11 protein-coding genes (1 of these 11 only partly in view) are annotated in these 13,399 nt (G+C 66.0%); 6 read left to right on the plus strand and 5 right to left on the minus strand.

Annotated features, from left to right (window positions below):
- The 3 genes in view from SynRS9909_RS04330 to SynRS9909_RS04340 are tightly spaced (each overlapping or abutting the next) and all read right to left on the minus strand, a layout consistent with a single transcriptional unit that may run on beyond the window.
- A protein-coding gene (locus SynRS9909_RS04330) for an autotransporter-associated beta strand repeat-containing protein (RefSeq protein ID WP_186593791.1) crosses the window boundary here: on the minus strand, positions 1-3,021 show its 5' portion. 58,284 nt of this gene lie to the left of the window's left edge; 3,021 of the gene's 61,305 nt are visible here — the first part of the coding sequence; it begins with the start codon at positions 3,019-3,021; the stop codon falls past the left edge of the window.
- The gene (locus SynRS9909_RS04335; protein ID WP_162858288.1) at positions 3,021-3,668 is read right to left on the minus strand and encodes a hypothetical protein; all 648 of its coding nucleotides are present in this window, start codon (positions 3,666-3,668) and stop codon (positions 3,021-3,023) included. The genes SynRS9909_RS04330 and SynRS9909_RS04335 overlap by 1 nt, the downstream gene beginning before the upstream one ends.
- Complete coding sequence (locus SynRS9909_RS04340) at positions 3,665-5,443, minus strand: ShlB/FhaC/HecB family hemolysin secretion/activation protein (protein ID WP_007100276.1); 1,779 nt, start codon at positions 5,441-5,443, stop codon at positions 3,665-3,667. The genes SynRS9909_RS04335 and SynRS9909_RS04340 overlap by 4 nt, the downstream gene beginning before the upstream one ends.
- 171 nt (positions 5,444-5,614) lie before the next feature.
- Between SynRS9909_RS04340 and SynRS9909_RS04345 the strand changes: the two genes are divergently transcribed.
- From SynRS9909_RS04345 to SynRS9909_RS04365, 5 genes are all read left to right on the plus strand, one after another.
- Entirely contained in the window at positions 5,615-6,742 is a 1,128-nt protein-coding gene (locus SynRS9909_RS04345; protein WP_162858287.1) for an ABC transporter substrate-binding protein, read from the plus strand.
- Positions 6,739-8,493, plus strand: coding sequence for a sensor histidine kinase (locus SynRS9909_RS04350; protein WP_007100274.1), 1,755 nt, complete (start codon positions 6,739-6,741; stop codon positions 8,491-8,493). Before SynRS9909_RS04345 ends, SynRS9909_RS04350 begins: the two co-directional genes overlap by 4 nt.
- Before the next feature lie 37 nt (positions 8,494-8,530).
- Positions 8,531-9,154 carry a response regulator transcription factor gene (locus tag SynRS9909_RS04355; RefSeq protein ID WP_007100273.1) on the plus strand — a complete coding sequence of 208 codons (624 nt, stop codon included), beginning with the start codon at positions 8,531-8,533 and terminating at the stop codon, positions 9,152-9,154.
- Between the two features lie 109 nt (positions 9,155-9,263).
- Positions 9,264-9,692 (plus strand): nucleotidyltransferase substrate binding protein, encoded by a 429-nt coding sequence (locus SynRS9909_RS04360; protein WP_007100272.1) that lies wholly within the window; start codon positions 9,264-9,266, stop codon positions 9,690-9,692.
- 2 nt (positions 9,693-9,694) lie between these two features.
- Positions 9,695-10,009: a nucleotidyltransferase domain-containing protein gene (locus tag SynRS9909_RS04365; protein WP_007100271.1), complete on the plus strand. Its 315-nt coding sequence runs from the start codon at positions 9,695-9,697 to the stop codon at positions 10,007-10,009.
- Positions 10,010-10,024: 15 nt separating this feature from the next.
- Here the strand turns inward: SynRS9909_RS04365 and SynRS9909_RS04370 are convergent, their stop codons facing one another.
- A complete protein-coding gene (locus SynRS9909_RS04370) occupies positions 10,025-10,459 on the minus strand; it encodes a hypothetical protein (protein WP_186593792.1) in 435 nt (144 codons plus the stop codon).
- 16 nt (positions 10,460-10,475) lie between these two features.
- Entirely contained in the window at positions 10,476-11,642 is a 1,167-nt protein-coding gene (locus SynRS9909_RS04375) for an MFS transporter (protein ID WP_240307807.1), read from the minus strand.
- 149 nt (positions 11,643-11,791) lie between these two features.
- Here SynRS9909_RS04375 and SynRS9909_RS04380 point away from each other — a divergent pair, with 149 nt between their 5' ends.
- Positions 11,792-13,387, plus strand: a complete 1,596-nt coding sequence (locus tag SynRS9909_RS04380; protein ID WP_007100268.1) for an alpha/beta hydrolase — start codon at positions 11,792-11,794, stop codon at positions 13,385-13,387.
- Positions 13,388-13,399 lie beyond the last annotated feature (12 nt).

Genomic DNA, 13,399 nt, shown 5'->3' on the forward strand with positions numbered 1-13,399 from the left:
CTGACGTACCGCTGGGTTTTCGTTCTGCCAGCTGCCGCCAATCAGGATCTCGCCGCCGCCGGCCGCACCAGACGCATCGATGCGGGCTGTGCCCTGCACCGTGAGCTGATCGCCGGTGATCGTCACCTGCCCGCCGCGGTTGCCATCGCTGGCCGTGATCGCCCCGGCCACGTTCACCTGCTGGCTTTCCAGGCTCACGGCGTTGCTGGCCTTCAGGCTGGCTGAGGCATCGAGGTTGATGCCGCCGGTGTGATCGGTGCCGCCGATCTTCAGCTCCGCCAGGCCGGCCTGGTTGAGCTTGTTCAGCGTGCTGCTGCCCAGCTGCAGCTCCGCGGCGGGGGCATCGAGGTTCACGCTGGCCTGCCCAGCCCCGCCCAGTTGGATGGCGCGATCTGAGCTGGCGCTGCTGATCGTGAGCGCCGGGCCGCCGGCGGCTTTCACGGGTTCGGCTACCTGCACCGGCCCCGACAGCACCAGTTCGTTGGCACGGATGCTGATCTCCGTGCCCGAGAAGGTGAGCGCCCCTGCAAAGCTGAGGCCGCCGCTCACGCTGATCTCCTTCTCCAGCGTCACATCCGCCAGCGCCAGCACCTGCAGCGAAGCCAGGCCCGAGAGTGAATCAATGAAGATGTTGCCGGCCCGGTCTGTCGTGCAGCTGCCCTCGCAGCTGGCGATCACCACATTCCGGCCGCTCAGCTGCTCCTGCTGGGCGCTGAGGTTGAGATCGTCGCCGTTGAGATAGAGCGTGTAGAGCTCCGGGGTGCTGATGGGGTCCTCGGGGCTGGCTTGGCGATCGCTGCTCGCCTCGCTCTCGGCGGTGGCTTCCTCGCTCTTGGCGCCGCTCACCTCACCGGAGCTCACCACCGTTACCTCAGTGGCTTCGTCGCGGGCTGTCTCGATCGAGCTGCCACTGATGCTTGATTCGCTGGATTCGGCGTCTTCGCTGGCCTGGGCGGCTGCCACAGCGGCGGTGGGATCTTCGGCGTTGCTGATCACCGTGAGGCCGCCCTTCTCGGCGGTGGCTTCCTCGCTCTCGGCGCCGCTCACCTCACCGGAGCTCACCACCGTTACTTCGGTGCCTGCGTCGCGGGCTGTCTCGATCGAGCTGCCACTGATGCTTGATTCGCTGGACTCGGCGTCTTCGCTGGCCTGGGCGGCTGCAACAGCGGCGGCGGGATCTTCGGCGTTGCTGATCACCGTGAGGCCGCCCTTCTCGGCGCTGGCTTCCTCGCTCTCGGCGCCGCTCACCTCACCGGAGCTCACCACCGTTACCTCGGTGCCTTCGCCGCGGGCTGTCTCGATCGAGTCCTTGCTGATGAAGGAGCCACTGGAGTCGCTGGTGCTGTCGGAGGCGGTTTCGGCCTCAGGCTTGTCACTGCTCTCGTCGCTCTCGCTGCTTGCGGCGGAGGTGGTCTCTTCCTCTTCGTCGTCCTCGTCCTCGTCCTTCTCTCCTTTCTCGACCTTCTCTTCTTTTTCGCTTTCGCTTTCGCTCTTGCTTTCGGTGTTGGTGTCGGCTTCTGATTCAGCCTCAGCCTCAGCCTCTACCTCAGCGGCGGTTTCCTCGGTCTCGGCGCTGGTCTCTTCCTCTTCTTGTGCAGCAGCTTCCTCTTCTTGTGCAGCAGCCTCGTCGCCGATCTCCACGTCTTCGGGGTCGAGCAGCCACTGGCCGGCCTTGCCCTTCGCCGCGGCGGTGCTCACCTTTCCAGTGACCACCAGTGTTTGCTTCGAGCTGGTTTCCACGAAGCCGCCATCGCCGCCCTCCGGGCCGCCCTTGGCGCTGATCTCGCCGTGGAAGTCGGTGCGTTCGTCGCTCCACACGATCACACGGCCGCCATCGCCGGCCTGGGTGGCATCGGCGCGGATTGCGGCGCCGGCTTCAATCGACACCTGCTGGGCGTTGGGCTCGGGCCCCTGGCCCAGATCATTGCCGCCCACCAGCACCTCGCCGCCGCCGGCCGGGCCGCTCGCCTCCACCGCAGCCGTCGGCTTCAAGGTGATCGCACGGCCCAGCAGCTTCACCTCGCCGCCCTTGAGCCCGGCGGCGCTGGCGCTGGCATCGACACGGCCATCCACCGTGATCACACCGCTGCTCACCGCTTCGATGCTCGCCTGCTGCTCGGCATCACTGGCCACCGCCGGATCGAGGCCCAGCACATCAGCGGCACTGCGCGCTTCGATCACACCGCCCAGATTCACCGTGGCAGCCGTGAGTGCTGCGGCATCGCCGCCACCCAGGCGCACATGGCTCGCCTGCACTGTGCCCCGGTTGGTGATGCTGCCCGCCACCGCCGGGTCCAGCACCACCGCCACCAGGCCATCACCCGACACATCCAGCGTCGCTGCGGTGCCGCTGGCCATCTGCACCTGGCCCAGACGCGCCGTGATCACCCCATCGTTCACCACATGGGGGGCCACCAGGGCGGCAAAGCCGCCATCGGCCACGTTGATCGTGCCCTGGTTGATCACCGCCGCATTCGGATCGTCGCCCGGCAGCGCCTTCAGTTCCACCACGCCACCGGCCATGAACTGGTCGGGATCCACCTGCAGGGTGCTGGCGGTGAACGAGGCCGTGTTCACGACACCGCCAGGGCCGATCAGCACACCGGCGGGGTTGATCAGCAGCACCCGGCCATTGGCATCGAGCCGGCCGTGGATTTCCGTGAGCTTGCCGCCGGTCACCCGACCGAGGAACACGCTCTTGGCATCCGGTTGCTCGATCCGGACCTGCTCGCCGGCATCGATATCAAAGCGTTTGAAATCCGCCGCGCCGCGCTTGCTGCCCTGGCGGATCACCGCCGTTTTTCCATCGGGTCGCTGGATCGTCAGTTGGCCGCCGCGCACGGTCATGCCCTGGGGCAGGGCCAACGCCGCCCGGCCGCCGCCGAACATCACCATCGCCGCAGCGGCGACGGTGGCGGTGCTCGCCAGGTCCCGCACCCGCTGCCCTGGGGCGCGGCGCGGTGTGGCTTGCGGTTGGGCCTTGCTCGTGGAGCGATTGCGGCGACGGCGGCGCTTCCCCATCAGTTCTGCTCACCTCCTGCGTTGTTGGCCTCGGGCTGCGGATCGAGCGGTTGGGCACCGCTGCTTTCCAGCTCCTCGCGAATCACGCCCAGATAGGCGCTGCGGGCGGCATCGAGTTGACGCAGGCGAAATTCCAGCTGGCTGCGTTCCTGGTTGTTGCGCACCAGGTCTTCCACATACACCCGCACGCCATCGGGGATCTGGCTGGCGTCATACGACTTGTCGTCGATCGTGAGCAGCGGTTTGTCGCTCTCGCTCTCGCTTTCACCACTGGTCCACAGCGGTTGCATCTCCGATTTGTCGACTTCCTGCTTCAGTTGGCTCACCACCGTGGCTTCCATCGCCACGAACTGGCGGTAGCGGTGCTGCAGCGCCATCCACTCCTGGTTGGTGCGCACAAAATCCACACTGAGCAGGCGGGCGCGATCGCTCAGATCGTTGTAGGCATAGGCCGTGCCATCGAGGGTGAGCACCGGCGGTTGCTGCTCGCCGCTGCTGATCTCGGTGCTGGGTTCTTGGGTCGCGGTGTCGCTCATGGCGGAATCAGTGGATGAAGGTTCGGATCGTCCAGGGAAGGCAAAGCCCTGCAGAAAGGTCTGCAGGGGCCCCCAGCGGGGGGCATCGGAGGGGGGGGTTGGCGTGGTCAAAACGTCAGTGCTGCCTGCACATACACAATCGAGTTGGCCGGTCCGGTGCGTCCCACCGACCCCGGATAGGGGCCGGCGGGAATCCCCCAACCCAGATCGAAACTGCCGCTGCTGCCGACGCTGCCGCGCACGCCGATGCCATAACTCGCCGCTGTGTAGTTGGGGGGGGTGGGCAGATCGAAGTTGTTGCTCGCCACGCCGATATCACCAAACAGATAGGGCGTCAGACTCCAGCCCTGGCCGTAGAAGGCCTGCGACAGTTCCACCCCACCGGCCGCGCCCTGATCGCCGATCAGGTAGCTGCCCCGGTAGGCACGGCCCAGAAACGGGCCGCCATAACTGAAATCCTCCGCACCCGGCAAGGTGCTGTTCGCCAGCTGCCCCATGCCCGTGAGGGTGATGAAGGCATTGCTGTCGCTGATCCGCTGCTGATGGCGCAGGGTGAGGCGCGCGCTGGTGTAATCAACGCTGCCGTAGGGCAGGCTGCCCTCGGTGGCCGCCAGGGTCACCGAATCGAGCGCATTGGCGATGGGCAGCCCCTGGCTGATGCGCAGGTTGGCGCTGCTGGCATAGAAGGGCGTCGACAGGCTGCCATCGAGGCCCAGCCGTGCCATCCGCAACCGGCTCGGATTGCGCAGCACCAGCACGTTGTCGATGTAGGTGTTGTTGCTGGCGTTCTGCACCTCACCCGCCAGCGACACGCTTAGAGAGGCGGTGCGGCTCAGCACGATCGGATACCGCAGGGCCAGGTTGCCCAGCCAGCTCTGGCCGCCGCTGGTGAGGTTCACGCTGCTGCCATCGCCGAGCGGGATCGGGGTGGCGGCACTGGCGGTGCTGGTGAGGCTGCCGGTGCCCACCAGACGCAGGCCCCGGTTGCCGATCGGTGTGGTGAAACCCACGTTGCCGCTGGCGAGGCCGCCGGGGTAGGGGAAGGCATTGCTGCCAGAAAGCGTCAGTTGCAGCGGTTGCGGTGCCGCCAGCACATTCGCCTGCAGCGCTGCCGCCAGCTGGTAATCACCCAGTTGGCTCTGCACGTTGTTGTTGATGCTGATCGAACCGCCGCCGGCGCTCGGATTCAGATCCACGATCAGTTTCGAGCCACCGAAATTCTTTCCCTGGGCCAGGCTGGAGCGAAAGCGCACACCGCCAAAGCTCTGCATCAGCAGGATCTGGCGTTCCAGCTGGGAAAAACGGATCGGACGGGGATCCTCCGGACTGCTCACCAGCGGATCGAGGTAAAACACCGTCCAGCGCTTGAGGCCGGCGCTGCCGCGGCCCACCACCTCCACTTCCTCGAGGTATCCCTCCACAGCCTGCACGCGCAGCACGCCATCCACCAAACCGCCCTTGGGGATCAACACCCGGCTGGTGAAGTAGCCGGCATCGCGATAGAGGTTGCTGGCCTGGTTGAGAGCGTCCTGCAGTTGCGAAAAACGGATCGCTTGATTGAGCAGTGGAGCGAACACCGCCGCAATCCGTTCCTCGTCCATCACCTGGGCGCCTTCCACCTCCACCCGGTTGATCAACAACTCGGGATCCTTCTCTTGCTGCGGAAGCGTTTCCGGTTGTTCGTCAATCAGGGGCGCAGGTTTCTCCCGCTGCACATTGGGCAGTTGCCGCTCCTGTTGTTGCTGCAATTCCTGTTGCTGCTGCAAGCCAGGATTCAATGTGCCCGGATTGATCTGGGCATGACTGGAAGCCGGCCATGCCACACCAGCCACCAGCAGCAGGGTGTGGCTCAGCTTCAGCGCGGATTGTTGGTGTGCGCAAAGCATGTGGTCAATGTACCCAGAATTGGGCGCTTGAGTCATTACCCACAAGCCATGAAATGACCCCCTGGTGATTACTTAAAAGGCATGAGTTCAGTTGAACTCGCGGCAACTAAGTAGGCATGGATTGGCGCGATGGCTCTGCGCCAAACTTGAGAGAGCTCGCCGATGCAACGCATGAGCCTCTGGTCTCGCCCCGGCTTCGTGTCACGGCGTGGCTGGCTTTGGCTTGGCTTGGCCCTGCTCATGGGTGCCGCGGTGGCAGGCAGCTGGTGGTGGTCCCGGCAGCGGCCGATCACCGTGGCGGTGGGGGTGGATCTGCCCCTGGTGCCCGGTGCGGCCATCGACCCCAGCGATCGCAACAGCGCCGATCTGTGGCTGGAGCAGCGACCCGGCAGTCGGATTCGCCTCGTGAATCACTACAACACCCCCGATCCCGCCACCGCTGCCGCCAGCATCGCGGCCCTCAAGCGCCAGGGTGTGCGCTTCTTCGTGACCACCCAGGCCTCCAGCCACGCGGTGCCGAGCCTGCCCCAGTTCGCCGGTACCGATGCCCTGGCGATCAATGTGTCGGCGGTGAGCGACCAGCTCAGCGGCAAGGACGATGGTTTCTTCCGCATCGTGCCGGATGTGACTCAGGAGCAGCGTGCCCTCGCCCGGGAGCTGCATCGTCTGCCTGGCCGGCGGCTGCTGGTGCTGCAAGACACGGGCAATCGCGCCTGGACCGATTCCGCCTTCGCGCAGTTTGAGGCGGAGCTGAACCGTTTGGGGGGGTGGACGATCATCCGGCGCCAGTTGCGGGTGACCGATTTCGATCCCCAGCTCCATCGCCCCATGCTGGAGGGGGATGTGGACGCGCTGTATCTGCTCGCGGGTGCGTTCTTGCCGATCATCGGCAACATCAGCCAGTTGTTTAGCCAGCTGCACCCCAACGCGCCCATCCTGCTCACCCCCTGGGCCCGTTCGCCGGCGATTGTCGAAAACGCCGGTCCCGCCAGTGCGCGCTCCCTCGTGGTCAGTCCCTATCCGGCCCGGCGGGAGGATCCGGTGGTGGATCGCTACTTTCAGCGTTTTGAGCAGCGCTACGGCTACACCCCCTATGCGATGACGATCGGCACCAGCCAGGCGATTGAACTGCTCGATCAGGCCTTCCGCAGCGGTGCGACCACCCCCGCCCAGGTGAAGCGTTACCTGCTGGCGCAACCCGTGCATCAGACCCGGTTCGGGCCGGTCCGTTTCGATGCCAACGGAGACGTGCGCGCTGAGTTCCATGCCTTTTCCGCCCTGGCGGATCGGGCGCAATGACTCGTCAGGTCAGCTTCTGGCGCTTCAACCTCAGCCATGAGCTGATCGCTCTGTTGGCGGCAACCTCAGCCCTGGCCGCCGGTGCCTGGTTCACCGTGGTGCAGCTTGAGCGCCGCTATCTGCAGCTCCATCAGCAGGACGTGAATCGGGTCGGCTCCCTGCTTGAGGAGCACTTGCGGGAAGCGCGGCAGCAGCTGGAGTACTTCTCGGCGCTCGATCCCGGCCAGCAGGCGCTGGGTGTTGCTGTGGTGCTTCCCGCGTTCTCCGATGTGTATCAGCTAGGGGCGCAGCATCAGGTGCGTCGGGTGTGGCGCGCACGCCCCGGCAGTCGGGTGTTTCCCGGCTTTTCCTTTGCCAACAGCCGGATTCGCCCTTATCTGGAGCAGCCCGAGCGGCACCGCGCTCCCAGCTCCGCGATCACCCGGGGCCTGGAGGATGAGATCGCCAGTGTGTATGTGGCCACCGGGCCCTGGTTGGGGCGCGTGAATCTTCTGCATCTCCAGGCCTTGCTGCGCCGCTACAGCCAGCGTTCCGGGCAGCCGTTGCTGCTGGTGAGTCACGACGGCTTTGTGATGCTCTCCAGTGATCCGACCATGGGCGTGCCGGCGGTGGATTTGAGCCTGGCCGCCGCCCGTCAGAGCGGTTTGTATCGCATCCGTTATGGCGGTCGCGATTGGCAACCCATGGTGGCCATCGACAATGGCCTGGGTGGTCACATCGTGAGCCTGATCCCGCTGGATCATTTGGAGCGGCAGCGACAGCTGGTGCTCTGGCCCAGCTTGGTAGTCAGCCTGCTGGCCTTGCTGGTGTTTCTTTGGAAAAACCGGCGTCTGCATAGCTTGTTCTATGCCCCGGTGGCGCACTTCACCGCCCGCATGGAGCAGGTGCGCTCAGGGCTGTCTGACCCCGAGGCTCAGGCGCTGGAACCGGCCCCGGTCCTGTCGCGATTCAAGGAGATGGGCCAGATCCAGGCCGGCTTCGAAGACCTGATGCAGGCGATCCGCGATCGCGACACGGCCCTGCAGCAGAAGTTGCGCACCAGCCTCACGGCTGCCGCCATCGCCCATGAAATCAACCTGCCGCTCAGCACGATTCGCTTGCGTTGTCAGCAGGCGGATCAACAGCTGGGCCAAGGGGTGTTCAGCCCCGAGCAGAGCCGCCAGCTCGTGCAAGATCTGCAGGCCGAATCCCAGCAGGTGAGTCGGGTGATCGAGCGGATGCGCATGCTCTTGCGCAACGTGCAAACCGAGCTGGTGCCCACCGACCTGGCGGCGGTCATCGCTGGTGCCCTCACCCTCCACAAGCGGTCGCTGCGGGAGCAGGCGGTGCAGTTGGAGCGGCAGGGGTGGCCGCAGGAGGGCGCCGATCGCTGCGCCTGGATCGTGATGGCCGATCCCGCCCAGCTGCAGATGGCTGTGGGCAATCTGCTGCGCAATGCGATCGAGGCCCTGGCGCAACAGGTGCCAGAGCAGCGTCATCTGCTCGTGCGGCTGCAGCGTGATGGCGCCATGGCCGACCTGCTGATTGCCGATTCCGGCCCAGGCTTCGCCATTGATCCGGAGGGCGACACCCTCTTTCGCAGCACCAAGCCTGGCGGGAGCGGCCTGGGGTTGTTCGTGGTGCGCACCACCCTGACCAACCACCATGGCCGGATGCGGATCGGGCGTTCCCAGGTGTTAGGCGGCGCTGAGGTGCGCATCAGCCTGCCCCTGGCGCGGCCGGCGGGATCCGAAATTACTCAGCATTGCTGATGGTGCTTTCAGCGCCTGATTCCTACGGTCTGCAGTGATGCAGGCGATCTCTGCCACCACGAATCCCACCGGTGCCACAGCGTCGTTGCGTTGTGTGGTGGTGGAAGATCAAACCATGTTTCTGCAGCTGCTGGTGAGCATGTTGCAGCTGCAGCAGGGGCTGGAGGTGGTGGCGACGGCGACCACCGCGGCGGAGGGGATTGCCGCCTGTCTGCAGCATCAACCGGATTTGTTGATTCTTGATCTGTCGCTGCCCGATCAGGGTGGGGAAGTGGTGGCGGAAGCCTTGGTTGAGTTCCATCCCGAGGCCCGACTGATCGTGCTGTCGGCCCAGGCCAGCAGCTTTGTCTGTCCGGCGTCGTTGCAGCCGATGCTGCATGCGGTGGTCGACAAGATCGAGGCCTACGACTGCCTTGGCGCTGAAATCGCCGAGCTCCTGCGCGCCAAGGCGCCAGCACCGCTCGCCAAGCTCACCCGCCGTGAGCGCGAGGTGCTCAGCGGCATCGGTGCGGGCCTCTCCAATCAGCAGATCGCTGATCGCATGCATCTGTCGGTGCACACCGTGGAAACTCACCGCCGCAACCTCAGCGGCAAACTCGGCTTCAAGGGCGCCGAGTTGGTGCGCTACGCCACCCTTCAGAGCCTGCAGGCTCACGCCTGATCGCTGCGGCCGCCTCGTGGTCGCGCCTGATCGCGACCTGTCGTCAGGTCATACGCCCGGTCATACGGCCCAGACGGCGTACTGTTCCGATGCATGGCGTCATTCCGTGATGGCTGAGGCCGATGTGCGCTGGTTGCAGCGTCTCGATAATTATGGGCGGGCCTTGGCCACCCTCAGCAGAGCTCTGGCCATCGCCGAGCAACGCCCGCTCAGCGAACTGGAGGAGCAGGGGCTGATCCAGGCGTTTGAATTCACCCACGAGCTCAGCTGGTTGCTGCTCAAAGATTTCCTGGTGCATCAAGGGGTGAGTGGCATCAGCGGATCCCGTGATGCGGTGCGGGAGGCGGTGCTGCGAGAGCTGTTGCCGGCGGGGTCGGAGGTTACCTGGATGGCGATGATTCGCAGTCGCAATCTCACCAGCCACACCTACAACCCTGCGCTAGCCCACGAGATCGCCTCGCTGATCCAGGAGCGGTACGCGGCAGCCCTGTTCGATCTGCAGCTGTGCATGCTGGAGCGCGCCGGATCGCTGCGCTGACCATGGTTTCCATCCCCGGCCTACCCGAGAGCGACAGCGATAAAGTGCTGCGCTGCATCGATGCACATCCGTCGGTGCAGCGCGTCATCCTGTATGGCTCGCGCGCTCTGGGGCGTCAACGCTCTGGGTCTGATGTGGATCTTTGCCTGATGGCACCCACCATGACGCTGGCGGAACTGCTGGAACTCGGCGGTGAACTCGATGATTTGTTGTTGCCCTGGCGGATTGATCTGCAACTGCTGCATTTGATTGATCATCCCCCGCTGCTCGACCATCTCCAGCGCGTCGGCCGTGTGATCTGGCAGCGGCAGGGTTAACCCCCTCAGAACCCCTCAGTCGATGTCGCCGTATTCCTCCAGCAGGGCGATCATGTCGCGGGCTCGTCGGATGTGGGTGGCGTTGGGTTCGAGCTGGACTTGGAGTTGGAGACAATCGCATCGAGCCTGGCGTCGAGCGCGGCGAGCCGTTCGTCGAGCTTCCTCAATCGCTCGTCTTCTTTCTGCATCTGCTCGTCTTCTTTCTTCATCTGCAGCAGCCTCTGCTCGATTGCGTATCGCTTCACTCTCAAGTCGACGACCGGTCGCCAGTTGAGCTTCTGCAACAGCCGTCGCCAGGGCGGCAGCGATGCAAGGAACTCCTGCTTGCTGCGGTAAATCGACGGTAAGGGCTCGAAAGAGTTCGACATGGTCGTAACTGGTGAACAACGTGATCAGGGCCAGCAGCACGGCGGCGATCACCGTGACCCATCCCTGTCGATCCAGTGCCATCACCGTAGCCAGCCCATCACGGTTGTTCTGGGCTGACGCGATAGCGCGGGCGCACCGCCTGCAGCAGCGGCAGCACCAGCAGGCACACGAGGGCCATCAGCAGCCACAGCACCAGGCCGTGGCCCTGGCCATCGAGCAGCACCCCGGCCAGCAGCGGTGCGCCCGTGGCGCTGATGGCGAAGCACTGGGAGAACAGGGCCATCGCCAGGCCCCGATGCTGTAGGGGCGTTTCTTCCACCATCGCCTCCGCGGCCGTGGGCAGAAACGCGGCTTCGGCGAAGGCCATCGGCAGCACCGCCAGCACAATCAAGCCAACGCCACCAGTCCAGAGAGCGGAGCCGGCGAGCAGCACACAGCCGCCGCTGAAACTCACCAGCCCCACCCCCAGCCCAAACCGCAGGCTGCGGCCGGCCACCCAGTTGCCCACCGGCCATTGCAGCAGCACCAGCAATCCCAGCTGCAGCGCAATCAGCCCCCCACTCCAGGCTTCGCTCAGCGCTGGCCGGTCGAGACCGCCGCGCACCAGATCCAGAGGCAGGGCGCTCTGCAGCAGGGAAATCATGCCGGTGGCCACGATGCTCACCGCCAGCACGGGCAACAGGGGCAGCAGCCAGCTGCCGTGGCCGCTTGCCCCATCACCATCCGTGAAGCCTCCCTGCCTCGATCCCTGCCTCGATCCCTGCCTTGGATGCAGCATCGCCTCCCGGCCATCGGGCAGGGGCCGCCAGATCAGCACCAGCAGCATGCTCAGCACGGCCGAGGCCTCCACCAGAAACACGCCGCGGATCAGGCCCAGGCCGGCGAGCACCGCACCGATCAGGGCTCCCATCGCCACGCCGAGGGCATCGGCGCTGCGGGCCAAGGCGTAGCCGCGGCTGGAGGGAAAGGCCCCGGTGCTCAGCGGCACGGCCAGTTCGATCGCCGGGAAATAGAGGCCAGCGGCGATGCCGATCAACAGCTGGCCGATCACATAGCCCTGGAAGCCCTGGGCCTGCAGCAGCACCAGATCAGCCGCCAGGGCCAGCAGCGCCGCCGCCCGCACGGGCCAGGAGCAGCGGAGGCCTCGATCAAGCAGGAGTCCGCAGAGCAAGCGCGCCACCGTGCCGATCAGGGCCGATGCCGCCAACCCCTGCCCCACCTGACTGGCGGACAGGTTCGCCTGGTGAAAAATGATCGGGGTCATGTAGATCACCCCACCGGCTCCGAGCGATGCCAGCCAGCGGATCACGGCCAACTCCTGCAGGGCTGCGGGAAACTGGTGCCACCAGTGCAGTGGTCTGGGCCTTGCGACGACAACGCTCAACAGGACGGCCCCCGTCGTGGCGGGTGGGAATGGGTCTGGTGGCCAGTCTGCTGGTCGCCGCCAGCCCAGTGCGGCCGCTGCGGGCGGCCGAACAGCTGCAGGTGCAGCTCGATGGCATGGTCATCCCGCTGCAGATCGATGATCTGGTGGCGTGGGGGCGCTCCGGCGGTGTCAGCAATTCCGAGCTGGGCATCTGGCTGAATCTGCTCGAGCCCGACAGCCGTGAAGGGGTGCTGGAGCTGTTGCGCGCCCCACTGATCAACGACCGGAGCATGGCGCGGCAATTGCTCGGCAGCTGGGCCGGACGTCGCCTGCTCGATGAGGTGGCTGACATTGTGCGCGTCGATGACGACAGCGCTGGCGACACCCTGCTGAACACGTTGGACAGCCTGCTCAATCGCCAGGAGCAGGTGTCGAGCCTGGATCTGCTGGAGGCCCTGCCGGCCAGCCACGTACGGCTGGATCTGGATGCCCTGCTGCAGGCCGCTGGGCATTGGCGTCAGCAGCTGCAACGCCAGCAGCAACTCGTGCGCCGCCTCGCCAGCGCGGCGCGAGATCAGGGGGTGTCGCAGGGGGCGGCGTCGCCATGGCTGGCTGCTTCCAGGGCGGCGCTCGGAGCCCGCGAGCCCGAGATCCAGCTGCTGCCGGTGAACCACCGCGCCCAACCTCTGCGTCTGCAGCTCTGGCGGCCCCAGCCGGGAGCGCCCGCCCACAGCACCTGGCTGGTGTGGATGCCGGGGCTGGGGGGCAGCCCGGATCACTTCCGCTGGTTGGGCCGGGCCCTGAGCCGCCGCGGTTGGTCGGTGCTTGTGCTCGAGCATCCGGGCAGTGATGCCGAAGCGGTGAAGGCCCTGCTCGATGGCCGTCGGCCGCCGCCGGGGGCTGAAGTGGTCCCCGACCGTCTGCGCGATCTGGAGGCGGTGCTGGCGGCCCGCCGCCGCGGCACGATTGCCCTGCCCGGTGAGCAGCTTGTGCTCGGTGGCCATTCCCTCGGCGCACTGACGGCGTTGCTCGGGGCGGGAGCCCGGCCCCGGAGCGGCCTGGACCGCCGCTGTGCCACCGCCCTCGATGACATCCCCCTCAGCAACCTCTCCCGCCTGCTGCAGTGCCAGCTGGCTGAGGTGGCGTTGCCCTCGCCTCCTGCCGAGAGCACGCCACCGGCGGATCTGGTGGGCCTGATCGGCATGAACAGCTTCGGGAGCCTGCTCTGGCCCAGGAACCGGCCCCTGCAGCTGCCCGTCCCCATGCTCTTCAGTGGCGGCAGCCTCGATCTGATCACCCCGCCCCAGAGTGAACAGTTGGGGCTGATGCTGGCGCTGGCGTCCCATCCGGCCAGCCGTGCTGTAGTTGTTGATGGTGCCAGCCACTTCTCGCCGGTGCGGGTGGAAGGACAGGCGGGTGAGGGCCAGGGGGAGGATCTGTTCCGGCTTGGCAAGGAGCTGGTGGGCGTCCAGCCCCTGCAGGTTCAGGCTCTTTTGGAAGACGAAATTGTGGTGTTTCTTGAGCAGCTCGAAGGCTCCCGCCCAGAGGCGGCGGCACAGACCAGCAGCCTGCATCGCCGGATCGGCGATCTGCAGCTGCACCGCCTCAACCGCGACGCCGCTGCGCGCCTGCTGGCTGACTAGGGCCGCTGCCGT

This window comes from Synechococcus sp. RS9909 (assembly GCF_014279595.1).
GTDB lineage: Bacteria > Cyanobacteriota > Cyanobacteriia > PCC-6307 > Cyanobiaceae > Synechococcus_C.

Bases quoted from the DNA above. Each gene is read 5' to 3' on its own strand.
- SynRS9909_RS04340 (WP_007100276.1), bottom strand. From the start codon at position 5,443: ATGCTTTGCGCACACCAACAATCCGCGCTGAAGCTGAGCCACACCCTG.
- SynRS9909_RS04345 (WP_162858287.1), top strand. From the start codon at position 5,615: ATGAGCCTCTGGTCTCGCCCCGGCTTCGTGTCACGGCGTGGCTGGCTT.
- SynRS9909_RS04350 (WP_007100274.1), top strand. From the start codon at position 6,739: ATGACTCGTCAGGTCAGCTTCTGGCGCTTCAACCTCAGCCATGAGCTG.
- SynRS9909_RS04355 (WP_007100273.1), top strand. From the start codon at position 8,531: ATGCAGGCGATCTCTGCCACCACGAATCCCACCGGTGCCACAGCGTCG.
- SynRS9909_RS04360 (WP_007100272.1), top strand. From the start codon at position 9,264: ATGGCTGAGGCCGATGTGCGCTGGTTGCAGCGTCTCGATAATTATGGG.
- SynRS9909_RS04365 (WP_007100271.1), top strand. From the start codon at position 9,695: ATGGTTTCCATCCCCGGCCTACCCGAGAGCGACAGCGATAAAGTGCTG.
- SynRS9909_RS04370 (WP_186593792.1), bottom strand. From the start codon at position 10,459: ATGGCACTGGATCGACAGGGATGGGTCACGGTGATCGCCGCCGTGCTG.
- SynRS9909_RS04375 (WP_240307807.1), bottom strand. From the start codon at position 11,642: ATGACCCCGATCATTTTTCACCAGGCGAACCTGTCCGCCAGTCAGGTG.
- SynRS9909_RS04380 (WP_007100268.1), top strand. From the start codon at position 11,792: ATGGGTCTGGTGGCCAGTCTGCTGGTCGCCGCCAGCCCAGTGCGGCCG.